The organism is Undibacterium sp. GW821-FHT11H02, assembly GCF_058808015.1.
This window is the reverse complement of record NZ_JBXARG010000007.1, coordinates 117,376-143,451: the sequence shown is the minus strand read 5'-3', so window position 1 is coordinate 143,451 and position 26,076 is coordinate 117,376. Positions and strand designations below refer to the sequence as shown.

General features: G+C 46.6%; 19 protein-coding genes. 13 read left to right on the top strand and 6 right to left on the bottom strand.

Features of this window, described 5'->3' with window-relative positions; genetic code table 11:
- Positions 1-94 precede the first annotated feature (94 nt).
- The 12 genes from AC1RR2_RS09490 (at position 95) to AC1RR2_RS09435 (ending at position 17,257) form a co-directional block, all read left to right on the top strand.
- Entirely contained in the window at positions 95-2,317 is a 2,223-nt protein-coding gene (locus AC1RR2_RS09490) for a carboxy terminal-processing peptidase (RefSeq protein WP_493222009.1), read from the top strand.
- A 138-nt stretch (positions 2,318-2,455) separates the two neighbouring features.
- Positions 2,456-3,166, top strand: a complete 711-nt coding sequence (locus AC1RR2_RS09485; protein WP_493222008.1) for a c-type cytochrome — start codon at positions 2,456-2,458, stop codon at positions 3,164-3,166.
- Complete coding sequence (locus AC1RR2_RS09480) at positions 3,163-4,515, top strand: c-type cytochrome (RefSeq protein ID WP_493222007.1); 1,353 nt, start codon at positions 3,163-3,165, stop codon at positions 4,513-4,515. The genes AC1RR2_RS09485 and AC1RR2_RS09480 overlap by 4 nt, the downstream gene beginning before the upstream one ends.
- A gap of 157 nt (positions 4,516-4,672) precedes the next feature.
- Positions 4,673-7,339 (top strand): M1 family metallopeptidase, encoded by a 2,667-nt coding sequence (locus AC1RR2_RS09475; protein ID WP_493222006.1) that lies wholly within the window; start codon positions 4,673-4,675, stop codon positions 7,337-7,339.
- Between the two features lie 300 nt (positions 7,340-7,639).
- Complete coding sequence (locus AC1RR2_RS09470; protein ID WP_493222005.1) at positions 7,640-8,884, top strand: efflux RND transporter periplasmic adaptor subunit; 1,245 nt, start codon at positions 7,640-7,642, stop codon at positions 8,882-8,884.
- Between the two features lie 53 nt (positions 8,885-8,937).
- Complete coding sequence (locus AC1RR2_RS09465; protein ID WP_493222004.1) at positions 8,938-9,600, top strand: ABC transporter ATP-binding protein; 663 nt, start codon at positions 8,938-8,940, stop codon at positions 9,598-9,600.
- Positions 9,601-9,608: 8 nt separating this feature from the next.
- Complete coding sequence (locus tag AC1RR2_RS09460; RefSeq protein WP_493222003.1) at positions 9,609-10,862, top strand: ABC transporter permease; 1,254 nt, start codon at positions 9,609-9,611, stop codon at positions 10,860-10,862.
- Positions 10,862-12,100, top strand: a complete 1,239-nt coding sequence (locus AC1RR2_RS09455; protein WP_493222002.1) for an ABC transporter permease — start codon at positions 10,862-10,864, stop codon at positions 12,098-12,100. The genes AC1RR2_RS09460 and AC1RR2_RS09455 overlap by 1 nt, the downstream gene beginning before the upstream one ends.
- A gap of 27 nt (positions 12,101-12,127) precedes the next feature.
- The gene (locus AC1RR2_RS09450) at positions 12,128-13,540 is read left to right on the top strand and encodes a sigma-54-dependent transcriptional regulator (protein WP_493222001.1); all 1,413 of its coding nucleotides are present in this window, start codon (positions 12,128-12,130) and stop codon (positions 13,538-13,540) included.
- Positions 13,537-14,886: a sensor histidine kinase gene (locus AC1RR2_RS09445; protein WP_493222000.1), complete on the top strand. Its 1,350-nt coding sequence runs from the start codon at positions 13,537-13,539 to the stop codon at positions 14,884-14,886. The genes AC1RR2_RS09450 and AC1RR2_RS09445 overlap by 4 nt, the downstream gene beginning before the upstream one ends.
- A 282-nt stretch (positions 14,887-15,168) precedes the next feature.
- Positions 15,169-15,711, top strand: a complete 543-nt coding sequence (locus tag AC1RR2_RS09440; RefSeq protein WP_493221999.1) for a hypothetical protein — start codon at positions 15,169-15,171, stop codon at positions 15,709-15,711.
- Positions 15,712-15,817: 106 nt separating this feature from the next.
- Positions 15,818-17,257 carry a M20/M25/M40 family metallo-hydrolase gene (locus AC1RR2_RS09435; protein WP_493221998.1) on the top strand — a complete coding sequence of 480 codons (1,440 nt, stop codon included), beginning with the start codon at positions 15,818-15,820 and terminating at the stop codon, positions 17,255-17,257.
- A gap of 7 nt (positions 17,258-17,264) precedes the next feature.
- Here AC1RR2_RS09435 and AC1RR2_RS09430 read toward each other — a convergent pair whose 3' ends face one another.
- The 3 genes from AC1RR2_RS09430 to AC1RR2_RS09420 all read right to left on the bottom strand — a co-directional run bounded on the left by AC1RR2_RS09430 (position 17,265) and on the right by AC1RR2_RS09420 (position 19,703).
- Positions 17,265-17,762: a LysR family transcriptional regulator gene (locus AC1RR2_RS09430; protein WP_493221997.1), complete on the bottom strand. Its 498-nt coding sequence runs from the start codon at positions 17,760-17,762 to the stop codon at positions 17,265-17,267.
- 90 nt (positions 17,763-17,852) lie between these two features.
- Complete coding sequence (locus AC1RR2_RS09425) at positions 17,853-18,149, bottom strand: YciI family protein (RefSeq protein WP_493221996.1); 297 nt, start codon at positions 18,147-18,149, stop codon at positions 17,853-17,855.
- 822 nt (positions 18,150-18,971) lie between these two features.
- A complete protein-coding gene (locus tag AC1RR2_RS09420) occupies positions 18,972-19,703 on the bottom strand; it encodes a hypothetical protein (RefSeq protein WP_493221995.1) in 732 nt (243 codons plus the stop codon).
- Positions 19,704-19,752: 49 nt separating this feature from the next.
- Here AC1RR2_RS09420 and AC1RR2_RS09415 point away from each other — a divergent pair, with 49 nt between their 5' ends.
- The gene (locus tag AC1RR2_RS09415) at positions 19,753-19,908 is read left to right on the top strand and encodes a hypothetical protein (protein ID WP_493221994.1); all 156 of its coding nucleotides are present in this window, start codon (positions 19,753-19,755) and stop codon (positions 19,906-19,908) included.
- A gap of 144 nt (positions 19,909-20,052) precedes the next feature.
- Here AC1RR2_RS09415 and AC1RR2_RS09410 read toward each other — a convergent pair whose 3' ends face one another.
- From AC1RR2_RS09410 to AC1RR2_RS09400, 3 genes are all read right to left on the bottom strand, one after another.
- Complete coding sequence (locus tag AC1RR2_RS09410; RefSeq protein WP_493221993.1) at positions 20,053-22,731, bottom strand: TonB-dependent receptor plug domain-containing protein; 2,679 nt, start codon at positions 22,729-22,731, stop codon at positions 20,053-20,055.
- A 588-nt stretch (positions 22,732-23,319) separates the two neighbouring features.
- Entirely contained in the window at positions 23,320-24,660 is a 1,341-nt protein-coding gene (locus AC1RR2_RS09405; RefSeq protein ID WP_493221992.1) for a DUF885 domain-containing protein, read from the bottom strand.
- Between the two features lie 61 nt (positions 24,661-24,721).
- Positions 24,722-26,071 carry a hypothetical protein gene (locus AC1RR2_RS09400; RefSeq protein WP_493221991.1) on the bottom strand — a complete coding sequence of 450 codons (1,350 nt, stop codon included), beginning with the start codon at positions 26,069-26,071 and terminating at the stop codon, positions 24,722-24,724.
- Positions 26,072-26,076: the final 5 nt, after the last annotated feature.

Here is a 26,076-nt window from a genome sequence, read left to right as displayed (position 1 = left end):
GGGATATAAGTTATGATTTTTTTCTCAATAGTTCGGATCGAAAGTTCAGACCGATGCCGCAGATGTATTAAATACGAATAATTGGAGAATGAAGATGAAAAAAACCTTTATCGGGATGATGGTTGCCTTAGCCGTCTCCACCCATTTTGCTCTTGCAGATTCTAGTTCTGCGCTCGACAACAAAGCCGCCAGTGCTGCCAATCTCGCGGCCCCTATTAGTTTCCAAGCTCAAGCACCGCAAATTCAAGCGGCCAATATGGCGGCAGAATTTTTGACGCGCTTTCATTACAAAGCGACACCGCTTGATGACGCAATGTCAGAGAAGATTTTTGATCGTTATTTGAAATCACTGGATGCAGACCGAATTTTCTTCCTGCAATCAGATATCGATCAATTTAGCGACGCACGCAATAAGCTCGACGATGCGATCTTGTCGCAAGATTTGAGTACGCCTTTTGCGATGTTCAATCTCTATCATCAGCGCTTTAAAGAACGTCTGACTTATGCCCGTGAATTGCTCAATAGCGACTTTGATTTTTCACAGAAAGAAGCTTATCGCTATCAACGTGAAAAAGAGCCTTGGCCACAAAACATAGACCAGATGCGCGACCTATGGCGTCAGCGTGTCAAGAACGACTGGTTGCGTTTGAAATTGGCGGGTAAAGAATCTGCCGCGATCAAGGCAACTTTAGACAAGCGCTATGAATCGACTTTAACGCGTATGAATAAGTTAAAGAATGAAGATGTGTTTCAACTCTTTATGAATGCGTACGCGATGTCGGTAGAGCCGCACACCAACTACCTTGGTCCAAAAGCTGCGGAAGACTTTGATATCCAGATGCGTTTGTCGATGACAGGTATAGGTGCGACTTTGCAAGATCGCGACGAAATGGCAACCATACGCGAGATGGTGCCGGGCAGTCCAGCCGCTCTGTCGGGCAAATTAAAGGTCGGTGATCGTATCGTGGGTGTTGGTCAGGGTGCAGACAGCACGCCAGTCGATGTGATGGGCTGGCGCCTCGACGATGTGGTTAAACTGATCCGCGGCCCAAAAGATACTACTGTTTTGCTGGACGTGTTGCCAGCCGATGCGGGACCCGACGGGGCGCATAAGACGGTATTGTTAGTGCGGAATAAAATCACCTTGGAACAGCAGGCGGCTAAGAAAACCATACAAGAAGTTAAAACGGCAGAAGGTACCCGTCGTATAGGCGTCATTGCTTTGCCGACTTTCTATCAGGATTTTGATGCGCGTCGTCGTGGCGATAAAGATTTTAAGAGTGCAACCCGTGATGTGGCAAAACTTTTGGCGGAATTGAAGAAAGAAAAAGTTGATAGCGTGCTTATCGATTTGCGCGATAACGGTGGCGGCTCTTTAAATGAAGCGGTCGAGTTGACTAGCTTGTTTATCGGTAAAGGTCCAGTCGTACAGCAACGTAATTCTCGCGGCGAAGTACATGTAGAGAGCGATAGTGCCGGTGTCGTCGCATGGGGCGGCCCTATGGGTGTGTTGATCAATCGTGGTTCGGCTTCTGCATCTGAGATTTTTGCAGCGGCGATACAAGATTATGGCCGTGGCTTGATCATAGGTGAAACAAGTTTTGGTAAAGGTACGGTACAAACTGTCATTAGCCTTGATCAAATGGCACGCAGCGCTAAACCGCAATATGGTGATTTGAAAATGACGATTGCACAGTTTTTCCGTGTGAACGGCGGCACGACACAATTGCGTGGCGTGACTCCCGATATCGCTTATCCTAGTTTTACTGATGCCGATAGTTATGGTGAATCCAGCTACGACAATGCCTTACCATGGGTACAGATCAAACCAGCGAATTTCCATACGGTTGGTAGTTTGAAAGATGTGCAAGCGATGCTACAAATGCGTCATGAAATGCGCATTGCTAAGGACAAGGAATTCCAATTCATTAATGAAGATATTGCAGAATTCAAAAAGCAAAAAGAGAAGAAAGTGATTTCTTTGAACGAAGAAGAACGTCGCATCGAACGTGATCTGCGTGAAAAGAAAATTAAGGAACGTGAGGCAATTCGTGCTGCCTTAGATTCCAAAGGCAAGCCAGCAGAGAAGAAGGATGCATTGGCGAAAGTCGCAACGCAAGATGATGGACTGCAGGGCAACGAACGCAGCCTAGCATCTGAATTAGCAGCGGAAAAAGCCAATAAGGAAGCGAAAGACGTATTCCTGATTGAAGCCGCTAATATTCTCAGTGATGAGATTGAATTGATTAAGTCGAATAAACGTTTAGCCGATAAATCGACGACCCGTAGCAACACGAAGTTGAAAGAGGCGAACTAGTCAGCCACTGCTGAGTTTTTGAATTTGTATTTTGCAGTAAAACAGAAGACGCTTGATTGATGCGCCGAACAGCCTTAAGGGCTAAATAAGTGACAGCAATCAAGCGTTTTTGCTTATGTGAATGGTTAAATATTCTTGATGAAGAAAATTATTTATATTGTCGCTTTGCTGATGAGTAGTTTCAGCATGTTAACGTCGACCAATGCGACCGCGCAAACGGTGCCGGATAACTTGGCGCAGCGCGTCAAAGCCTGCGTCGCTTGTCATGGTCAGGAAGGTCGAGCGACCACCGATGGTTTTTATCCGCGCATTGCTGGTAAGCCTGAGGGCTATTTGTTTAATCAATTGCGCAATTTCCGTGATGGTAAACGTAGCTATCCTATGATGACCTATATGGTGGCGCATATGACGGATAGTTATTTGCAAGAAATCGCCACTTACTTCTCCCTATTGAATCCACCGTATGCTGCGCCCCAAACGAGCATTGCAGAAACCGCTTTGTTGGAGCGGGGACGCGTGTTGGTGAAGTTGGGTGACGCGGGTAAAAAAATCCCGGCCTGCGTGGCCTGTCACGCTGAAAAAATGACGGGCATTGCACCTTTTATCCCCGGCCTCTTGGGCTTACCGCGCGATTATTTGGTGGCACAACTCGGTGCTTGGAAAACTGGCAGCCGCCATGCCCATGCGCCAGATTGCATGCAAAGTGTCGCGAAACAATTGGATGCCAACGATATCGCAGCAGTTTCGGCGTGGTTGGCGGCGCAGATCATGCCAGCTGACGCTAAGCCAGTGCGCCAATCTGAGCTCGCCGGATTTAAATTGCCTATCGCTTGCGGGAGCGTGTTATGACCTCACGTAGTTGGAAATTCATAGGCATATCACTTTTGCTGCTGCTTCTGTCCGTTCTGGTTTTTGCTTGGTATGGTTATTCTTTAGGAGATAGCTACGCAAGTTCGGCGCTCACGGTATCGGAACAAAATTCAAAAACGCCCGATGCGGCGAAACTCACTTCCAAGGACGTACTGGAGCGAGGCGCCTATCTGGTGCGCATTGGTGATTGCATGGCGTGTCACACCGCACGAGGCGGCGCTGCATTTGCCGGTGGTCGTGTCATGCAGTCCGAGTTTGGGCAATTTGTGACGCCAAATATCACCTCTGACAAACAGACTGGCATAGGCGAGTGGAGCGCAGAGGATTTTTGGAATGCGCTGCATAATGGTAAAGCGAAAGATGGCCGCTTGCTGTACCCGTCTTTTCCTTTTGTGAATTACACCCATGTTTCGCGGGCCGATGCCGATGCGATGTATGCCTATCTGCAATCGCAGCCAGCCGTAGTGCAAAAGAATGCGGATCACAATTTGACGTTTCCGTATAACCAAAGACCTGCCTTGGCCTTGTGGCGCGCCATGTATTTCAAACCGGGGGCGTTACGCTTCCAATCACAACAGAGTACAGAGTGGAATCGCGGTGCGTATCTGGTACGCGGTCTGGCACATTGCAGCGCTTGTCATAGTACGCGCAATAGTTTTGGTGCGAATCAGGGTAGTGCTGATTTTTCCGGTGGAGAAATGGCCCAAATCCTTTGGTATGCGCCCTCCTTACAATCATCGTATGAATTGAATTTGCCGACATGGAGTGAGCAAGAAATCACGCACTTACTCGTGCGCGGTAATAATTTGAAATCCAGCGTGGCCGGTCCTATGGCTGAAGTTGTGCAACAAAGCTTGCAGTATTTAAGTGAGCCAGATGCGCGAGCAATCGCAACTTATTTGCGCGCATTGCCGCAACAAACACAAAGTACACCCGACTTGTTAGATAGGGCAATTGCCAGACCGACAGTCAGCAAGGAACAGATGTTGCAAATCATGCAGCACGGCGAAAAAATCTATAAAACGCATTGTCTGGATTGTCATGGCAAAGGTGGTGAAGGCGTGACTGGTATTTATCCTGCCTTACAAGGCAATGCATCTTTGCAGACGAGTTCGCTGAGTAATCCAATTCGCTTGATACTTGCAGGCGGTTTCGCACCAGCGACGAGATTAAATCCCCGACCTTACAGCATGCCACCATTCGCCCCTGTACTTGACGATACCGAGGTGGCGACGGTCTTGACTTACATACGTAATTCTTGGGGGAATAAGGCTAACGTGGTGGGGGCATCGGAAGTCAACCCTTATCGCACCTTGCCTTTGGATTGAGCGTCACGTGCAAATTAAGATAGGTATGGCGGGAACTTAATTTAAAGTCTAGCCATCTATGACTTACACAGATTTGCGCTTGTCAGATATTTACGGATAGAAGATAAGTCTTATCGATAGATTTGAATTTATAAAAAAATACAATAGGGAAGAAAAAATGAAACCAACATTGATTTCACTCGCCATTTTGGCACTGGCTGGATTTACCAGTCAGGCAAGTTTGGCCGCGTTGCCACATAGCACGGTGCGCCTGGATTATCGTAAAGTGACAACGCAGTTGCCACGCGAAGCGCGCCCCAGTCATTACGATATTGCGCTAATACCAAACGCAAAAGACGCCCGTTTTTCCGGCAAAGTGGCGATCACTTTGCAACTACTACAGGCCAGCAACACAATTACCTTGAACGCGACCGATCTGACGTTCAAGAAAGTGCGATTGAAGGATTTGAAAGGGAAAGTGATCAACGAGGATGTCACCACGACCGTCAATAAAGAAGCGCAAACTGCGACTTTCACTTTCACACAGCGTTTAAAAAAAGGTGAATACAAACTGGAATTGGAATATGACGGTTTGATTGGCACCCAGGCGGTGGGTTTGTTTTCTCTCGATTACGACAGTCCACAAGGCAAGCAAAGAGCCTTGTATACGCAGTTTGAAAATTCTGATGCAAGAAGGGTGATCCCATCATGGGATGAGCCGATTTTTAAGGCGACCTTCAATCTGGAAGTGACCGTGCCAACCGCGCAAATGGCGGTTAGTAATATGCCTGTCAGCTCCAAAACAGATTTGGGTAATGGTACAAGCTTGGTTAAATTTGGCACCTCACCGAAGATGTCAAGCTACTTGTTGTTCTTGAGTGTGGGTGATTTTGAACGTGCCACCGTGATGGCGGATGGCACCGAGATTGGCGTCATCGCCAAGCGCGGCAGCCTCGATCAAGCGCGTTATGTGTTGGAAGAATCCAAAGGTATCTTGCGCGAATTTAATGACTACTTCGGTACCCGCTATCCTTTGCCAAAGTTAGATAACATCGCGGCACCAGGTAGCAGTCAATTCTTTAGTGCGATGGAAAACTGGGGCGCGATCTTTACTTTCGAAAGTTCTATCCTGCTAGATCCAAGTATTTCTACGCATGCCAATAAGCAATTGGCATTCGTTACCGCAGCACACGAAACAGCGCACCAATGGTTTGGTGATTTGGTGACGATGCAATGGTGGGATGACTTGTGGCTCAATGAAGGCTTTGCTTCATGGATGGAAAATCGCACCATGATGCGCCTGCACCCAGAATGGTTGCCTGAATTTAATGCCATCTCCGTGCGTGAAGAGGCAATTGGACGTGATGCATTAGCGACCACCCATCCAGTGGTGCAAAAAATTGTCACAGTCGATCAGGCCAGTCAGGCTTTCGATACCATCACCTATCAAAAAGGTGAAGCGGTAATTCGTATGCTAGAAAACTATGTAGGTGAAAATGCCTGGCGCGAAGCAGTCCGTGCCTACATGAGAAAACACGCCTATAGCAGTACACAATCGCGCGATTTGTGGGTGCAAGTGGAAAAGGCAGCGCGTAAACCTATCGTTGCGATTGCTAAAGATTTTACGGAACAGGCTGGTGTGCCTTTGATTTACGTTGATGAGGTGGTCTGCAAAAATGGCAAAACCATTGTTAGCCTACGTCAAGGAGAGTTTTCAAAGGATTTCCCTCATAAAAAACCACTGAGCTGGCGTGTACCTGTCGTCGCGCAAATCGCCGGAACAAAAATAGTTGGCACTACTTTGGTGGTCAATGGTAAGGGCAGTATGCAGTTGCCCGCCTGCGGCACGGTAGTGGTGAACGCGGGGCAAAAAGGTTATTACCGCACTTTGTATGCGCCTAAAGTATTTGCACAATTGGCACAGAATTTTTCACAAGTTGCCGCCATAGACCAGGTTGGCATATTGTCAGACAGCTGGTCTTTGGGCCTGGCTGGTCAGCAAGAAATCACGGCAAACCTGGATTTAGCAAAAGTAACACCTGCGACAGCAAGCACTCACGTCTGGGACAATATTGCGGGTACTTTTGCGACCGTACATGCGTATTTGAAAGACGATGCACCACGTCAAAAAGCGTTTAAGCAATTTGCCTTACAACGTTTAACACCCATCATGCAAAAACTGGGTTGGGAAGCGAAGGCAGGCGAGGCCGAGTATGTTTCCAACTTTCGCACCAATTTGATCGGGGTTTTAGGTTCACTCGGTGAGCCTGGCGTATTAGCAGAAGCCCAGCGTCGTTTTGCCCTGATGGACAGCGATCCTAGTGCCGCGCCAGCCGCATTGCGTTTATTAATCCTTAGCATAGTTGCCGAAAATGCGGATCAAAAAACCTGGGATATTTTGCATGCAAAAGCTTTGGCTGAAAAATCCTCTCTGGTGCGACAAAGCCTGTATGGCCTGTTAGCAGCGAGTGATGACAAGGCCTTAGCGCAACGTGCTCTAGATTTGGCTTTAACAGAAGAACCTGGTCTCACCATCAGCGCCGGCATGATACGCCAGGTTGCAGGCAATCATCCTGACTTGGCATTTGATTTTGCCATTGCCAATATGGCGAAAGTTAACGACAGAGTAGATGGCACCTCACGCAGTCGCTTCTTCCCGGCATTGGGAAGCACATCTTCTGATCCAAAAATGATAGATAAATTAAACGCCTATGCCAGTGCCCATCTCGACCCAAGTGCACGTCGTGAACTTGATACCGTGATCGCGGGGATCAACTATAGAGTCAAAGTTAAACAAGAACGTCTGCCAGCGATTCGTGTCTGGTTAGATGCGCAGGGCAAATAAGCTTCTTATTTTTTATTGCCTTACTTTTCAAAAAGCGCTGCAGATAGTCTTCTGCAGCGCTTTTTTTTTGAGCGCGGATCAGCTTTTCCAGTTTATGTTGAGTTTAAAACACTTGTGCGAATTCGCACTTTTTGGTGTGAAAGCGCACTCGTCACTCGACATCGTTTCATGTCTATTTATTGCAGAATTTGATAAGTTTTTGATTTATATAGACTATTTCAATTTTAACGAACTGGCACATGGCTTGCTGTTACCTCATACATCGTATCGTCATCCACCCAGTTAAGTGAGAATTTGAAAATGGATAGAACATTCAGTCAAGAGGAATTGCAGGGGCACCAGCGCAAGAAATGGGTCATCGCGAGTCTGATCTTAATCGTCATTTGCGGCTCAGGATGGGCTATCAATCGTGCCGCGACGCAATCCGTTTCGCTTGCCGATATTCGTGTTTCTGAAGCCCGGATAGGGCAGGTCGATAATACGATCAATGCCTCAGGCCTTGTGATGCCCGTGCGGGAAGAGCAGTTGTCCAGTCCGAATCAAACCCGTATCACCAAGATCGTTGCCAAAGCGGGACAAACGGTGAAAGCAGGTGAGTTATTGATGGTCTTGGACGATCAAGCCATACGTGTAGCGATTGACAATCTGCGCGAACAGATTTCCCAACAAGAGCTTCGCGTACAGTCATTAAGTAATGAATTGGACGGATTGTTGAAAAAAATTAGCAGTGAGATTGAATTGTTGGAGCTGGATTTGCAAAGCAATAAAGTCAAGTTGGCTCGCTTTCAAAAACTGGGCATCAACGGCATTACTTCACAAGTTGACTTGCAAGCCGCTGAGCTGGCAGTCAAACGCAATGAAGTGCAATTGCGCCAGCACAAAGAATCACTGATCGATACCCGAAAAACTACCGGTAGCAATATCGAAAGCGCGCGCTTGCAACGCTCTATCTTTCAGAAACAAATGGAATTGCAGCAGAGCTTACTCGCGCAAACACAAGTGAAAGCGCCTTTCGATGGTTTGTTAACTTGGTCCATGACCGATGAGGGCGCGAGTGTGAACACCGGGCAGTTGATTGCCAAGGTTTCAGAACTGCATAATTTTCGGGTTGAGGCCAGTGTCTCGGATTTTTACGCGCGCTATTTGAATCCCGGACAAGCGGTAAGAGTGGAATATAGCGGGCAGATCATTCAAGGTGAAGTGCAGACTATCTTGCCCGAGATTCAGAATGGTTCAGTGAAATTGTTAGTGAGTCTATCGCAGCCAAATCACCCAGCCTTGCGCCATAAATTACGAGTTGAGGCCAACATTATTACGGATCAAAAAGAGAAAACTCTGATCGTCGATGCAGGACCCGCCATCAATGGTAAAGGCAGGCAAGAAGTGTATGTGCTCGAGAATAATCGTGCGGTAAAGCGAAGCCTGGAGTTTGGTTTAAGCGACGGTAAACAGGTAGAAGTGATACAAGGATTGCGAGCGGGCGAGAAGCTGATCGTGTCAGATGTCAGCAAATTGAAACACTTGGAAAGTTTCAGAGTCAATTGATACGCTTACCCGTCCACGGCAAGTACAAGATTACAGAAAACAAAGGAATTAAGATGATTCAATTAGAAAATGTCAGTAAGACTTACCAAACCGATAAAGTCGAAACGATCGCCTTACGCGATATTAATTTGCGCATCGAAAAAGGGGAATTTGTTTCTATCATGGGACCTAGCGGTTGCGGCAAGAGCACCTTGTTGAACTTACTAGGTTTGCTTGACCGACCAGCGCAAGGCAAGCTCAAAATCGCAGGGCAAGAGTTGCACCAGTGGGGTGACAAAGATCTGGCAAAAATGCGCAATAAAACCTTTGGCTTTATTTTTCAGAGCTTTCATCTGATCAATGATCTACGCGTCATCGATAACGTTGAATTGCCACTCTTGTACCGCAAAACCAGCGCCAAGGAGCGACGTGAGTTGGCAGAACAAGCACTTGCCAGCGTGGGATTAAGCGCGCGCATGGAACATTACCCGAACCAATTATCTGGCGGTCAGCAGCAACGGGTAGCGATTGCACGTGCCATGGTCGGTAATCCAGAAATCCTGTTAGCCGACGAACCAACGGGCAATCTCGACAGCCATATGGGTGCTGAAGTGATGGATATCCTGTTAAAGTTGAATCAGCAAGGTACCACTGTCGTGATGGTCACGCATGAAGAACGCCACGCGAAACAAAGCGGCCGCATCATTCGTGTGTTTGACGGCCAGTTGGTCGCTTAGGAATTGCTATGCTGAAGAACTATTTAATGATCGCTCTGAACGTTTATCGTCGGCGGAAAATGTATACGGCAATTAATCTGTTTTGTATTGTGCTGACGCTGATTGTTTTGTTGGTGGTTACTGCGATGGTAGAACAGAGTTATTCACCATCTGGTGTGCTAGCGAAACGCGGAGACCGAATTCTCACTGTAAGTACCGTAACAAAGTATGGCGAAGGGGATGTTTGGACAACGAATCTGGGTTACAAATTAATCGAACAATACTTGAAGCCAATGAAGAGCGCTGAATTAGTTGGCGCAGTCTCTGTCCCAAAGCCTGTCGCTATATATCGGGATGATGTAGTTCATAAATCGACCATTCGTTATACCGATGATAATTACTGGAAGATTTTGGATTTTCAGTTATTAGCAGGTCGTTGGATCAACGATGATGATATTCAACGTGGAAGCTTTTACGTGGTGATATCCGGCTCCATGGCAATAAAACTATTTGGTGATCTCAATCCAATTGGGCACAAGCTCAGCATTAGTATGCAACAGTATGAAATTATAGGCGTTGTGGAAGATGCGCGTAAGTCGATTTCTAGTGCTGATATGTGGGCGCCGTTAACGACCATGAATACGAGTGATTACAGAAATAGCCTCAGTGGTGACTTCAACGCGATCTTACTCGCGAAAGATGTATCGCATTTGTCGACGATGAAAAAAGAGCTTCGTGAAATTTCCGCGACGGTACAACAAGATGATCCCACTAAATGGCCCAAAACGCAGATGCTTGCAAATACAAGTTTTGATGAATTTGCGCGTGGATTTTCGAGTAGAAATAGCGGTCAACCTGAAGAGTCAGAGGACTCTGGTGCAGGCACGGTGATGGCATGGATCGTGGTGTTGATGTTTTTGTTCATGTTGTTACCCGCATTGAATTTGGTGAACTTGAACATGGGACGCATGATGGAAAGAAGCGTTGAGATTGGTGTCCGGAAAGCCTTTGGCGCCTCAAATTTTGAGTTGGTGGGGCAATTTCTGTTCGAGAATCTGTTACTGACTTTGTTTGCTTGTGCATTGGCATTTTTGTTTATGCAACTGTTTTTTCTGTGGTTAGGCTTCTCCGGAATGATTCCTTACTTTCGTGGTGAGATCAATCTCACGGTGTATCTGTATGGCGTCTTGATCGCGACGGTCTTTTCTGTTGTGTCGGGCATATTGCCTGCTTGGCGTATGGCCAAACTCGATCCGGTTTTTGCATTGAAAGGAAATGTTTGATGCTGCAACATTTATTGAAAATATTGTGGAAACGCAAAGGTAAAAATCTCATGATTAGTGCCGAAATTCTGTTGATATTCGTTGTGGTTTTTGCCGTCGTGGTTGGAATTGTTTACAACTTGCGTCTATATAACACGCCGCTTGGATTTGAATATGAAAACCGTTGGAGTATTCAACTCGACGGCAAAGTCGATGGTTTCTTGAATCCTGATTCAGGTGTGAAAACATCAGAGCAAAGTCGCTCCCAAGCACGCGAGTTGATCAATCAATTTCATCGTAGCCTCAAGGCGATGCCTGAAGTCGACGCAGTCAGCTTCGTGCAATATTATCCTTACTCTTTTTCTGCCTTCCGATCACAAATGCGTAAAGGCGATAGCGACAAAAAGGTCGATATTCTTTCTTTGAAAATGGATAGTGAAGGGGGCGACGCATTGGGAATGAAAATTCTTCGTGGACGCTGGTTCTCCAAGCATGATGAGGGTAGTGGGATCAAATTAGCAGTGATTAATCAGAGTTTAGCCGATACCTTATTTGCGAATGAAGATCCGATTGGAAAAACGATCACGAGTGCAAATTCGAAGAGTGAGAACCCGGATTTGATCAAGATAATCGGTGTCGTGGATCATTATCGCTACCGCGGAGAATTTATGGGGAATGACAATATCGTTTTGCTGGCTCAAGAATCGGATGCTCTAGTTCCACTAACTAATATGGTAATCAAAGTAAAACCTGGCACGCCGCGCAATTTTGAAATTAAATTGCATCAGCGGTTAAAGCAGGTGCGTAGTGACATTGAGTACAAAATTGCGACCTTAGTCGAGGGGCGAGACGAAATGCTGCGTCAGAAAGCCATTTTCTTTGTTCCGCCGGTCGTGATTGCAGTTTTCCTGCTGTTGATGGTGTCTTTCGGTCTATTCGGTGTCCTCTGGCAAAACGTCAATAGCCGCATTCCCGAACTTGGTTTGCGCCGTGCTGTAGGGGCGAGCAGTACGCAAATTTATGGGCAAATTGTGACGGAGCAGGTGTTGATGAGTAGTTTGGCTATGGCGGTAGGAATGCTGTTTCTGATACAGTTACCTTTTACTGGCATCTTTGCTAAGTTTATGGGCTGGAATAGTTTCTTCGTGTCGGCAGGCATTGCTATGGCGATTATTTATGCAGTATCAATTGCCTGTGCTTTGTATCCCGCATGGATGGCGAGCCGTATGAGCCCGACTGAAGCTTTGCACTACGAATGAAATATACAAAAGAAAAAGGGAACACTCGTGTCTTCACAGACTATTCTAATCGTAGATGACGATGAATCAGTGCAGGTTTCGCTGGCGCTGCTTTTGAAACAAAATGGCTACGCCAGTGTGAGCTGTGATGAACCTGCTAAAGCACTAGCACTGTTAGAGCGGCAGCCATTCAGTTTGGTTTTGTTGGACATGAATTTTTCATTGGAAACCACGGGTGATGAGGGCTTAGCCTTGATGACCGAAATTCATCGCAGACATGCACGGCTGCCGGTATTGTTGATGACGGCTTGGGGTTCGATTTCGCTGGCGGTCAAAGGGGTAAAAGCGGGCGCTGCCGATTTTTTTACTAAGCCTTGGAATAACGCAACGCTGGTGCAGTTAATTCAAACCACGCTGGCGCTGAATGAAGATGCGCCAGTCTCGCGTCTGACACGTCACAAGCTCGATGCTCAATATGACTTCTCAGAAATCGTCGGTGAGCATCCCGAGCTCTTGAAAGTTTTGGCAACCATAGGTCGTGTCGCTAAGACCAATGCCTCAGTGCTGATACTCGGTGAGAGCGGTACAGGTAAGGAATTAATCGCCGATGCCATTCATCGCAATAGCCCGCGGGCTGCGAAAGAAGCGGTAAAGGTGAACATGGGTGCGATCTCCTCGTCACTTTTTGAGAGCGAAATGTTTGGTCATGTGCGCGGCGCTTTTACTGATGCCAAGACGGACAGAAAAGGGCACTTTGCGACAGCGCATTTGGGAACCTTGTTCTTGGATGAAGTCGGCGAACTCAATCGTTCAGATCAAGTCAAGCTGCTGCGGGTTTTGCAAAACCAGACCTATCAGGTTTTGGGTTCGAGTAAAACTGAGAAGGTCGATGTGCGTATAGTCTCAGCGACCAATCGCGAATTGGCGGAGCAAGTTGCCAGTGGTGAATTCCGTGAAGATTTGTTCTATCGCTTAAATTTAATCACATTACGTCTACCGCCTTTGCGCGAGCGGCGCAGTGATATTCCCTTGCTGGCACGCAGCTTGACCGAACAGTTATGTCACCACTATGGCATGCAGACTGCGCAGTTATCGCCTTCTGCTATTGAATGGCTATCTCAACAAAATTGGCCAGGTAATATTCGCCAACTAAAGCAAAGCATAGAGAGAACCTTGCTTTTAATTGGCAAAGACAGCTTGGAGAAAGCGGATTTTCTATCAGTCGAAAGTGATGTTGCCGATGTCTATGCACAAGAATGCAGCTCAACGTCGATATTCTCTGGGATGACTTTAGATCAGGTTGAAAAGCACATGATAGAGAAGGCAATGGAACTACATCAGGGCAATTTGTCCCGGGTCGCTAAAGCCTTAGGTTTGAGTCGTTTTGCCTTATATCGTCGCATGGAAAAACATCAGATCGCCCATCATGAGGCAGAAGCCATGGACGAGGAAACCAAGTGAGTTCACAACGGCGTCTACAGCTGTATTTATTTTTGTTACACGCGCTGTTTTTTGCGCTTGCATTGGTTTTGATGCATGAGCGCCCATTTGTCGTTGTGGGAATTGAAGTCGGATTGATCGTCAGTTTTTTTATCGGTCATCAAGTGCTGAAAAAAGCCTTATTACCGCTTGGATTTGCACGTCAATTCCAGGATTTACTGCATGATGAAAACTATGCGGCGCGCATAAAGACCAACGCTAATGCAGAAGCCAAGGAATTAGCTTCACTGTTTAATCGTATGCTCGATGCCTTGTATCAAGAAAGGTTGCGGCTAGGCGAACAACGTGGTTTTCTCGATCAACTTTTGGAGGCAACCCCGGGTGCAGTGATCGTGTTCGATTTTGATGGCAAGGTCAGCCTCTGTAATGCTTTTTCCTCTCAATTATTTGGTTCCGAGATTCAGTTGGGTAAAGCTTTAGCCGTGCCTACTACTGGTAGTGCGTCTCGTTTTATAGAAGACTTACAATCGATCGCCGTTGGCCATAGCGAAGTATTGAGTAATGAAGAAGGTCGGCGTTTCCGTTGCCAACGCAGTGAATTTGTCGATCGCGGCTTTCGGCGTGAATTTTTATTGATAGACGAAATTACCGAGGAACTAGCCAGCTCGGAGAAAGCGACCTACGAAAAACTGGTACGCGTGCTGGCGCATGAAGTGAATAACACCGTCGCGGCGACGGGATCAGTGTTGGAGTCTTTGCTTTTTTATCGAGAACAATTGCGTGACGAAGATAGTCAAGATTTTTCGACCGCGATCATCGCAGTCCAAAAACGTAATACCAATTTGGCCAAGTTTATTGAACGTTTTACTCAAGTCGTCAAAATGCCAGACCTGCAGTTAGAATCTTGTGACTTGAGTGAGATTGTAGATACAGTCTTAGTTCTCTATCGACAACGTTGTCATGACAATGGTATTACGCTCGAGTGGGGATGCCGTGACGCGCTGCCATCACAAATGATAGATCGTCATTTGTTTGAACAGGCTGTCATGAATATCGTCAAAAATGGTATCGAAGCCGTAGAAGCTGCACAGAAAAATGCAGAGGCTGGCCCGCACTTTGTGCGCATAGATCTACGAGCGGCAACAGATTCTGCACCTGGCTATTTGTCGATTTGTGATTCCGGCAAAGGTTTGAAAAATATAGCTAGCTCGCAGTTGTTCACGCCATTCTTTACGACCAAAAAAGGCGGCCAAGGCATAGGACTGATGTTTGTGCGTGAGGTATTAAATCGCCACGGCTACACACATAGACTGATGCTAAATTCCGAAGGACAGACGCAATTTCAACTTCTTTTAGAGAAAAACTAATCTCAATTGCCTTTATTTTTGACTGACGTCGTCCTCTCGAAAATTGAAAGTTACTTAATTGGCAAGCAATAGTCGGAAGAAATTTTTTGATTTAGTTGAGCTAACTAGTCAATTTGTTTTATCGCCAAATATTTCCATTTCGTCGCCGTTTTTTTTGTTCTGTCGGTTTTGCAGGGACAGACCTATCCAATCCTTATAGTCTGTGAACCTTCTCCCTTACGGATGCTTTTATTCTAAGCGGGAAACGAACAATTAACTAACTAATGATTTTGGAGAATGAACATGGTCTTAAATAATTTAATGAAACGTATTTTTGCGTTTGCTTTACTCAGCTTTGCCTTTGTCAATCCGGTATTTGCCCAAGCCGATCGCGGCCCAGCGACAGCAGAGGAAGGCGAACGCGTTGTAAAACTGGCGGCCTTGGCCGATAAAGATCCTTTAGCTGTAATGAGTTCGGCTGATGGTCGTTGGTTTCAGAAATGGACGGACGACGTGCCCGATTATATGTTCGGCCCTGATAAGGGTGTATTTTGGTTTCACAATGGGGTGGCTAAGGGCGATTTGATGCGTGTCTTGCGTTTTCATCATACCGTGAGTACAGCAGCTTTTCAGTTGCAAAAGAAGATCAAAGATCCTATGAGAAACGAAGCCGATGACGAAGCGAAAACCTTGGCAGGTGTCGAAGGCGTGCTGCGTGCTTATGAATCTTTAGTGGCAAAAAATCCTGATAATCGTGTGCCAGCGATTGATGACTTGATCGCCGTGCGTAACAAAGGTGGATTGGCAGAATTCGTGAAAAAATTGCCGCCTATGCCTCGTCGTTAATCACATTTGATTTCCTTCGAATTTGTATAGAGAGAGTGAACTTGTGCTTGGCTCTTTCTTAGAAAAAATCGACTTGCTATTCCTCACCCATTTACCTGAGATTCCTATGTCCACATCTTTGTCACGTCAAAGCAAACTTGCTGTTCTTGCCTTGAGCGTAAGTCTTTTATCTCACAACTATTGTTTTGCACAAAGTCAGTCGCCTGCTGCCGCGCAAACATTAGAAGTGAAAACCGCCAACATTTCACAAAACTTACTAGCTGAAATTGCACAAAACAATCAGTTAATGTTGAATCTGGAAGAAATGTGTGACGGCATAGGTCCACGCCTGACAGGTTCGCCGCAACTACGTCAGGCGCAGAAGTGGGCGATGGAAAAACTCAAAGCATACGGCGCGGTGAATGTGCATGAAGAGGCCTACGAGTTAGGTAAAGCCTGGACGCGAGGTGTGGCAAGTGTGAGACTTCTGAATGCCAACGGCAAGGTACTGGATGTTCAGCAACATGCCTGGAGTGATAGTAGTCCACATAAGGTGACTGCAGAAGTGATTGTGATGAATGTGAAAACCTTAGATGAGTTTAAACAAATTGCACCGCGTTTGCGTGGAAAAATTGTACTAGCCATATCGTCACCCAAACCAACCCCGGAACAAGAAAAAAACTTCCAACAATATTCTGAAGAATTCAATAAAGCGATACGCGCTGCCGATTACGCTGCGATATTTTTTGTCTCCGGTAGAGGCGGCAATTTGCAAGATATGTTTGGCGGTCCAAGCACTCGTTATAAAAAGAACGCCGCGATTATCACCAAAGAACATGCCAACTTGTTGCAGCGCTTAATCGCCCGTGGGATTACACCGAAGTTGGAGTTTCAGTTTGGTGGACGCTTGAGTAAAGATATAGTGCAAGCCTACAACGTGGTGGCTGACTTTCCTGGTACAGAATTGAGCAATGAAATGGTGGTACTCGGTGCGCACCAAGATTCTTGGGATTTGGGAACGGGTGCCACTGATAATGGGGTAGGTACGGTCGTGACGATGGAAGTCTTGCGGGCGATGCATGCGCTGAAACTAAAACCTAAACGGACGCTGCGTGTCGTTTTGTTTTCGGGTGAAGAGCAGGGCATATTGGGGAGCGAAGCTTATCTGAAAGCGCATGCGGCAGAGAAGACGAAAATACAGGCGATGCTGACGCAAGATGCAGGCGGGGGGCGTATTACTGGCTTTCTGGATATGAAAGTCGATGAGTGGTTCACTGCCTTGAATGAAGCGAAGGAACAGACCAAAGAGTTAAATAGTCTTGACATCACGTATGCGCTCGGCGGCGGTTCTGATCATCAAGCTTTTTTCGAGCAAGGCATACCCGCGTTCGCCGCTGTTCAAGATCCGCTCGATTATCTTTCGCACACTTGGCATAGCCAGGTTGATACAGTGGATCATGTTTCGAAAGATAATTTAATTCAAAACGCGCAAGTGATGGCCGCAATGACCTGGGCGATGTTGAATGGAAAAAAATTGCCGCATGTGGCACCGCAAGTTTTGCGTTGAATTGAATTTAGTTGAGGCGAACAGCATGGGTTTTTTTCCAAGCGCCGCGACCATAACGAATTGCTAGATCGACTTCGCCACCCAAAAGGTCTGCATGATTGAGGCTAGCTATCACTTCGATGTGTATGTCATTTGGTGTTCCTGAGAGTAGCGAAAGTTTTGGAAGTAAGAAGAAGCGTGCGAACGATGGTGTGACTGCCACCCGAACTGGCGGCAGCACATGCTTGGTTTTACGGGGAATTGATAGTTCTTCTATCTGTGTCAATGCGGCATCTAAACGCGCCAAAATGCGCTGACCATCCTCCGTGGGAACCACGCCTCTCGTATGCCGTTTAAAGACCTTAATACCGGCCCATGCTTCCAGTGTTGCTACACGTCGACTGACTGCTGCATGTGTGATGTTTAGTTCGATTGCGGCGGCCGAGAAAGACCCGAATTGTGACACTGCTAAAGCAGCCGTCATACTATCGATGCTTGGAAGTTGATGGAAGAACGGTGCGCGCATAATAGGATTTAGTTAGCCTCAATTCAAATTTCGTTTTCCTGAATTGTGTGCAGTAAAGTACTTTTTTGCTCTACTGACAAAAGGAGCAGTTTAGATTGAAACTTTACGTCCCTCATTCGCTTTTGACCAGTGTAGGATATCGTAACTTTCGCGTAGTCCTGCGGTAAAGAAGGGATCTGTATGCACGAGCTTCTCCAGCTCTTGCTTAGAAGCCGCTTCGGCAATCCATAAGCCGCCAATGGGATTTTGTTCTGGTTCATGCCTGAGAGATCCACCAATCGGAATGATCGCTCGATGTTCTTCAAGCCATTCAATATGGGCTTGCAATAAATTTGCTCTAACGTCGGATCGGTTCAATTTGTCTTTGAAAATTACCACAAATAGCATTTTAGGCTCGTTTCACTGTGTGATTGAATAGTTCGGGATTTCACCAAAAATTGGCTGTTAACATCGAAGTGATGATCAATTCAGCTTTAATACATTTAACGTACTAGGTTTCGTTTCAATTGCATTATCTCTGTTTTTTAGCGCTAATGGCTGATCTTCCGGCAATCTCAAGAGCTTCAGAGTCAGCGATTTATTCGAGGGCGGCTTGACATATTATTTTCGCACGCGAATGTGTCGAAATGGGCGCTGTGCTAGAAGTAGGCCGTAAAGTATTGCGACTATTTGTTGATCGCTAGACACGAAAGTGCTGATTTTAATATCGAAGTTGTAAATTAGCTTTGCTGTTGTGGCTTGGTACGGCGTAGAACTTTTATGTCGATTAGTGGCACCTCTTCACCTTCTTAACGAGACGGTACATACCGCGTTCGCCGCTGTCCAAGATGCTCTCGATTATCTTTCGCATACCTAGCATAGCCAGGTTGATACAGTGGATCATGTTTCGAAAGATAATTTAATTCAAAACGCGCAAGTGATGGCAGCAATGACCTGGGCGATGTTGAATGGGAGAAAATTGCCGCATGTGGCACCGCAAGCTTTGCGTTGAATTGAATTTGTTCAGTGTCGAAGGCGGTGGTAAAGATGAGCTAAACATCGTCATACCGGGTTCGGCCCGGTATCTATAGCCACCTGATCGTAGTGAGACTTGATCCAGCATCCATGTTGCAGTCACTGCTATCGTCAATGAGTGAATACCGGGTCAAGCCATATAAGACATTCAGTACGATTTCCTTTAAAACAGTCTTATTTTGTAGCATCAGGATTTCAGCGCGATGGCGTGATCAATAATTTACGCATCCAATCAAGTTTTGCTGCGAGTGAATTGTCTTGCTTTGCCCAGTCATGTAAGCGTTCTGCATAGCCAGGTGTCATCATCCAGCCAAACACTTCGGCCTTATCTTCTTCCACACCATAGCCGGCGTAGATACTAATCATCCCAGCATGCGGATGACCGAGGTTTTGAAATTGTTTGCCATAAGCTGTTGCACCTCCTTGACCATAGCGGGTATCTACGGGATTTAAGGCTAGCCAGGCAGGATCGCGAAAATAGAAATCTTTAAATAATCGATGTTCTATCAGATGATAAAACTCATGATGCATGCGCATTTCCATGCCAGCCATACAAAGTTGTGGGTGACCGTTATCAGCATAGACCAAGCTATCGCTTTCCGGTGCGGGCATGGCTAATCTAAACTGACCGCCGACGTGAAAATCTTTGACCAAAACAATGTCGCGCACCTGCATGTTCTGGAAAAAAATGGGCGGGTAGCGAGTGAAGGCAGGCAAGATGGCATCGAGCAAACGCGATAAGCGCTGGCGATCTCCGAGTTGGTCGGAGAAGGCTAACCCTTGTCCATGGGGGCTGCGTACTTCCCACAGAACTCGTAGACCGTGATTAGCCAATGCTTGTTCCGCACGGCGTTTTAGCGCAGACAAAGTTTCTGGATCAGGCAAATCTGCGTAAGCTCGAATGAGGCTAGGACATTCTGTGCGCATGCTGTCATTGTGCGCGGGATTCGGAAAAAGCTGATTTTGTGGTGCTGTGTTGCAAGCGCTTAAAGTCATCGCTGTGGCAAAGGCAATCAGTCTTGCAAGTGCAGTCAATTTTGATGAAATTTTTGAAGGTAGCGGTGACATGGATCAATCAATAAAAAGACCGGCATTGAAGGCGCCGGTGTTGGTACGCTTGGAACGACGTTAAGACGCAAAGGAGCTCAACACGGAGAAGCGGAGACGCCGGAAAAATGCGAGGAAGCGAAGTAAGAGGCTTATTAAAGTCTTCTCAGCTTTCCTCTGCATTTCCGCGTTGATCGGCTTTGATTTTTCGTTCTTTAACTTAAATGGCTTAAAAACTATACTTAGCACTAATCTGCACAAAGCGTCCCAATTGATTATGGAAGGCCGCATTAAAACCTTGCAGATAGGCGATCATAGAAGCGTCAAACGGGGCTTCCTTGTTCACTAAATTTTGTACTGTCAGACTCAAATTGAGATTCTTTTGATAGCGATAAGTCAGGTAAGCATCAGTCGTCAGCCAGGGTTTTACTTGGCAATACGAGGGATTTTTTTCTTGATAAGTGCAATTCGATTCGGGTGTCGGTTTCAAAGAATAGCCAGCAACATAATTCCAATTGAAGCCCAAATTCATATCGCCTTGTTCCCAAGCCAAGCCAAAACGCGCGCGATTTTTTGGCGTTGTGTAGTAACCAGCGTAATCGACTTTTTCCACACTAGAATTTTCCGCCGATTTGTAGCTTAGTACTTTATTCAAGCTCGCGTTCAGGCGTAGTTTTCCGTAGTCAGCCAGATTCACTTCACCACGTGCATCCAGATCAATTCCGCGGACTTCAGTTTGCGCCAAATTCGAAGTCAGCAATAATAGTTTATCGATCACGTTGGTGCCAGCATGCCGGATCACCAGATGAGGATAAGCACTTTCATGATCTAACAAATATTTCGCACTGATTTGCGATACTTCATCGCGTCGTTGTATGGCGTAGTAATCGAGTGCAAGCGACCAGCCTGTGGTCGGCTCAATGACAGTTCCTAATGTATAGCTTTTGGATTTTTCAGCTTTTAAATTCGGGTTTTGGCCAATCTCATATTGCACATAACGATCACATTGTGGATTGTCCGCACTCAGCGTCGGACAGAATTTAGGATCTTGCACTTTCATATAACCGGCGAAGGTACCTGAATTCATTTCAGGTAAAGTTGGCGCGCGGAAGCCATGGGCAAATGTCGAACGTACCGCCCATTGTGGCAAAACTTTCCATTTGACGCCCAGTTTCGGCGTCGCGGCTGCACCAAAATCGTTGTAGCGATCCACGCGGGCGGCAGCGTTGAGTTCCAAATTTTTCAATACAGGTGCCACGATTTCACCATAAGCTGCGGCGACATTGCGCTTACCAACGGAACCTGTGATTGAAAATAATTGGATCGCACCAGAAGAAAATAAGGTGTCCGGCACCGAGCTAAATTTTTCTTGGCGGAATTCGCCACCGACTGACACGCCGACCCGACCACCAGGCAATTGCCATAGCTCGCGGCTGGCTTTGACATCAATTAGGGCAGTGCTGGTATCCGATACATTGCGCATGGCTGGATACAGTCGCGCCATCAATGCTGCATCGTTGGCAGCGGCATCGCCGAGTATAAAGTTCTTATTCACGTAGCCGTTTTTGTCCAGAACTTCGCCGGTCAGCACGGCATCTTGAATATAGCCACGGTAGCGAATTGCGCCTTTCGCCTTGGCATACATCAGGCCAATTTCCGTATCCCACTCACCGAGGTTGCCGCGCGCACCTAAGGTCAGACGCGAGTTATCGTTCGCAGATTGTATGCGGTTTTGTATATCGTCAAAGTTGTAGCGTACTGCCGCAGGTTTATCTTTTAACGGATTTTGTGGATGCCCGATCGGCAACACCAAGTAAGCAATCGGTGAGCCAGGCGCATTGCCGAATTCACCTTTTACATCGACTAAGTCATAGGTGTAAGCCGCATACGCGGAAGTGCCATAGCTGTAGGTATTGGCTGCATACTTAACACGGCTAAATGAGGCATCACTAAATAATTGCCAATCTGATCCGAGCGCTACGTTGGCGGTCGCATAGACAGCATCATTGGTCGATGCCGAGACGACGTTGACGTTTTTTGTGTTGTCCAATACGCAGCGACCATTTAAAGCGGGTGTTGCGGGGTCATTGACTGGGGTGCAACCGGCCAATGGCGCAATAAAACTGCCGCCATAATAGCCACCAGTTTGATACACATTGCGATAGAAACTGGAGCGAGAATCTGTCAAGTTAAAACGACGGAAATCAGCATCCTTAGTGCGTGGTCGTGCATTGGCTAAGACCGGATCTTGTTCATGGTGGCCATAATTAATCATCCAGTTGTAGCCATCCTTTGCCAGATTCCCTTGTCCCCAACTGATGCCCGCAGAACGCGATTTTGCGTCACGATAGCCACTGGTGCCGAGGCTGCCGTAGACTTCTTTGCCTTGATAGTCCTTGCGTAAAATGATGTTGATGACACCCGCGATGGCATCTGCGCCATAGATCGCTGACGCGCCATCGAGCAAAGTCTCTATGCGTTCGATGGCATCGACAGGAATCGAATTAGTATCAACAAAAGAAGCGGTACCGAAGCCGTAGGGGGCGGTGCGGCGCCCGTTGACCAATACCAGTGTTGAACCAACACCCAAACCACGCAAAGAAATCCCAGCCGCGCCGAAGGCTTGCGTTGGCGGCCCTTCGGTGTTGTAACCGCCTGCATTACCTGCCGGTATCGTACGCAAGACATCGGTCAAGGTGACCGCACCGCTGCGCATGATTTCTTCTTTACTGATCACTTGTACCGCTGAAGCGGTTTCCACATCGATGCGCTTAATCCGGCTACCAGTCACCTCGACACGCTGCGTTGTATTGTTGTTGCTGTCATTTTGTTGGGCGTTGACTGGCATCATTGCAAAGCCAGAAAACAGTAAGGCGATCGCTTGCGCAATCGGACGTCTTTGTAACATGCTTACTCCTGATCATAATTGCCCGGCCATCCGGTTCAGGGGCAGAGTGTGATGCTAGTTTTTTAGTTAAGCATGCTCAATTCTGCTGAATTTGTACAAAACGGCTGCTACTTTAGAATTGACGCAAAATTGCGCTAGCTAGAGTCTGGCTTCGAATGCTTGAGGCAGGGGTGCGGCGTGGTAGACCCTGCAATTGCAGCTAAGGTCTAGCCACATCTTTTGCTGCTCTACATTTTCGTTGAAACGCCAGCATTCGAGTTTTGACTCCCCGACCCCGCATTTCCAACTCGCCGCTTGCGGGAAAAGGGAGCGACAAAATAAAACTGGCAAGAAAATTATTCCGGACAGCAGTGGGATCAAGCCTGGCATGACGGTTAAGTAGTTGGCTGTCTTTAAAAGGCAGTCGAGTCAGTGATGTAAGAACAGCGTCAATATGACATAAAAAGCGAAATCTCCTTGAGTGATGCTTTAGCGGAATCAAGCACTTTAGACGTGCTGCAAAGCGAAATGAAAAATGGGGCAGAAATCTTCTTTCATTCGTCCATCTCGCGTTCGCTATCATCTGTTGGGCTTACAGCTTAGCAGACTCTATTCCGATGAACCAAGAACCTGATCCAGCATCGATATAGGCAGAGGCCCATATTTCAACATGCTGTGGTGAAACTGGCGTATGTCAAAGCGATCACCTAAACGCTTTTGTTCCGCCTCACGTAACTGGCGGAACTTCACCGCGCCTAATTTGTAAGTAATGGCTTGCGCTGGCCAGTTGCGTACGCGCTTGATTTCGCGATCCGCTAAAGCCGGTAACATAGGTAATTCACTTTGCCAGAATTCTTTCGCTTGCTGTTCGCTCCAGTCGTAGTAGTTGATACCAACATCGAGAACGACCCGTATAGAACGAACCAAATCCCATTCCACTGCACCGAGTTCATCGGCATCTTGCTGAAACAAGCCTAACTCATGCCCAAACTCTTCCACATAGGCACCCCAGCCCTCGGCATAAGCTGAGTAGAATCCGTGTGGCAGTTTGTTCGGGCAAGTCGCTTGCTCGATGCCATAGCGACTTTGGTAGTGGTGCCCCGGTGTACTTTCGTGCAGCAATAACCAATCGATATTGCGACGTTCGTAATGCGATTTGGCTTTGTTGAAATAGAAAGTGTTTTCTTCTGGTTCGTAATAGCCGTCGACGGGTAAGGCTGATCCTATGGGGGATGCTTTGATTTGGGGTGGCTGGATGGAGTTTGGCAAAAATAGTTTGTGTAGATTTTGATTGACGATGGCTTGTCGCTTTTCGTAATCGGCTTGTGGTGTTGAATCGCCTTGATAGTGAAAGGCAGCACTATTTAGATAAGTCGCAAATTCTGCATCACGTCCCGCATAGCCCATATTGTCTTGTAACTGGCGATAGCGCTGCAGTGCGCGTTTTAACTCCGCATTCCCCAACGCCATCAATTCTTCAGGCTGACTTTCTATGGTCAGCCAAGCTTTACTCAAAAAGGCGTACCAAGCCTTGCCCATACTACTTTTGGCTATACCTTGGTCGGATATCAAGGCATTTTTTCCTAGCGCATTGTATCGTTGGATGAGCTGTAGTTTTTCCTTCAATAAGGCTAGTTCAAAATCAATTTGTTTGAGCTGTAAATCTTGGCAGGTCGATGCCTGAGTCTGTTCTGGAACGAATTTAAGCTTGCTTCTTTGTTGTTGTAGTGAAGTCAGAAAGCGCTGTTGTTGTGCCAGGTTTTTTGTTTTTAGTAACTTGCCGATTTGCTTTTGATATGACAAATCCATTTCACCACCCAAACCCAAAGCAATATAGGATTTGCTGTAGTTTGCAATGTATTGATCTACATTTAACTTGTTCGCCGCACTGACAGTATTGATGGTTGCGAACAAGGGTAGCACGCTGATAAATTGGAGTAATTTTTTCATTTGAGAAATGGGCCTTGTGTAAAAATCTAGCTTAAAGCCTACCATTGAAACACGCTGCTAATTAGCAAGTGCTACTGAGTCTTCGTTTATCGAGATAGTCAGTAATAGAGCGATTTTGATGTAACTTTGACTCAGCATATAGTGGCATTTTTACTGCGCCGGTATTGTCTATTGGGCAGCTTAATTCACGCATTTCTGTATCCTTAAGTTGATCTAGCTCGGCAATCAACGCTGGTGAGAACGTGGTCCTTCCATTAAAAATGCCGATTCCATATTGATTAGGGATGTGCAACTTTGCACCACGCTGTCGCAAATAGCGGAACAAAGCGGCGCCACCATCTGGGAAGTCTCCCCAATTTGAAAAGCGCCAGCCGTCACGATTCAAGAAATTGGCTTCATCGGGTGTCAGTTCACGTAATTGAGCCTGTATGCTAGCCCGTTCTTGATCACTTAATTTAGGAATAACTCGTGCGCCGTAAATCTGTGGTGAACTCTGATATCCATGGCGTCGCAATATCCAGTATTGCAAGGCGGTCCAATCTGAGCTTTTAGCTAATAAGGTATAAGGTTTGGATTGTTCATTGAGTACTAATGCAATAGTTTTAGCATCTCCGAATTCCATTGCATAAGATAGCAAATTGCGCCCGCCGAGATCCACATAGAGATCAACGCCTTGCGAGGCCAAATAGCTTAAGTACTGAGAAAAATTCGGATCGGATATGGCATTGTTTTGTTGTTGTGTCTCAGACCACCAAGTGGGTATTTGCCTGACGCCCTCGCGACAATCTAAGCTCAATTTTCTTCGCGCAAAGAGTGCCAGTACTTCTAAGTTGATGCTTTTTCCAATTTGTCTAAAAACAGGCGTTAGGTAGGTGCAATGCGCGGTTTTATCTTGAGTATATTCTGGTCGCAAGATATGGTCTAACAGAAGATCAGCCACTTCGGCATTCGCTTGCGCCACCGCACAGTCTTCGAAGGCGCGTCTCAGATCCCTTCTATTAAAATTGCTACTTGATAGAATTGTCTTGAGCTTGGTTAAATCGGCATTGCACGCGGCTTCTTTCAATGGACTATTGCGCCAAATCTGTTCGGACTCTTTTTGATCATCTACCGTCGATTGCGCTTTTTCTTTTGCTATTTGGTTTTCGTTTTTTATGAGTATGGTCCAGACAGAAACTGCCGTCACAAACGCGATGACAGAAAATAGTAGTGAGATACCTATGTTCTTCAGAGCCGAGTAGCGTTTGATGCCGCAAACGATCACAGCGATTGTAAACACCACGATCGCGATGCCTGCGCTAAAAAATAAAACCATAATGGCGCCTGCTTCGGCGCCGCCGTGTGCAATAGCAGGTGATGCCAAGGTGGATAGAATCGCAAAGCAAAGCCAATATTTAAGATAATTGTTCATAGGAA

Bases quoted from the DNA above. Each gene is read 5' to 3' on its own strand.
- AC1RR2_RS09490 (WP_493222009.1), top strand. From the start codon at position 95: ATGAAAAAAACCTTTATCGGGATGATGGTTGCCTTAGCCGTCTCCACC.
- AC1RR2_RS09485 (WP_493222008.1), top strand. From the start codon at position 2,456: ATGAAGAAAATTATTTATATTGTCGCTTTGCTGATGAGTAGTTTCAGC.
- AC1RR2_RS09480 (WP_493222007.1), top strand. From the start codon at position 3,163: ATGACCTCACGTAGTTGGAAATTCATAGGCATATCACTTTTGCTGCTG.
- AC1RR2_RS09475 (WP_493222006.1), top strand. From the start codon at position 4,673: ATGAAACCAACATTGATTTCACTCGCCATTTTGGCACTGGCTGGATTT.
- AC1RR2_RS09470 (WP_493222005.1), top strand. From the start codon at position 7,640: ATGGATAGAACATTCAGTCAAGAGGAATTGCAGGGGCACCAGCGCAAG.
- AC1RR2_RS09465 (WP_493222004.1), top strand. From the start codon at position 8,938: ATGATTCAATTAGAAAATGTCAGTAAGACTTACCAAACCGATAAAGTC.
- AC1RR2_RS09460 (WP_493222003.1), top strand. From the start codon at position 9,609: ATGCTGAAGAACTATTTAATGATCGCTCTGAACGTTTATCGTCGGCGG.
- AC1RR2_RS09455 (WP_493222002.1), top strand. From the start codon at position 10,862: ATGCTGCAACATTTATTGAAAATATTGTGGAAACGCAAAGGTAAAAAT.
- AC1RR2_RS09440 (WP_493221999.1), top strand. From the start codon at position 15,169: ATGGTCTTAAATAATTTAATGAAACGTATTTTTGCGTTTGCTTTACTC.
- AC1RR2_RS09435 (WP_493221998.1), top strand. From the start codon at position 15,818: ATGTCCACATCTTTGTCACGTCAAAGCAAACTTGCTGTTCTTGCCTTG.
- AC1RR2_RS09430 (WP_493221997.1), bottom strand. From the start codon at position 17,762: ATGCGCGCACCGTTCTTCCATCAACTTCCAAGCATCGATAGTATGACG.
- AC1RR2_RS09425 (WP_493221996.1), bottom strand. From the start codon at position 18,149: ATGCTATTTGTGGTAATTTTCAAAGACAAATTGAACCGATCCGACGTT.
- AC1RR2_RS09420 (WP_493221995.1), bottom strand. From the start codon at position 19,703: ATGCGCACAGAATGTCCTAGCCTCATTCGAGCTTACGCAGATTTGCCT.
- AC1RR2_RS09410 (WP_493221993.1), bottom strand. From the start codon at position 22,731: ATGTTACAAAGACGTCCGATTGCGCAAGCGATCGCCTTACTGTTTTCT.
- AC1RR2_RS09405 (WP_493221992.1), bottom strand. From the start codon at position 24,660: ATGAAAAAATTACTCCAATTTATCAGCGTGCTACCCTTGTTCGCAACC.
- AC1RR2_RS09400 (WP_493221991.1), bottom strand. From the start codon at position 26,071: ATGAACAATTATCTTAAATATTGGCTTTGCTTTGCGATTCTATCCACC.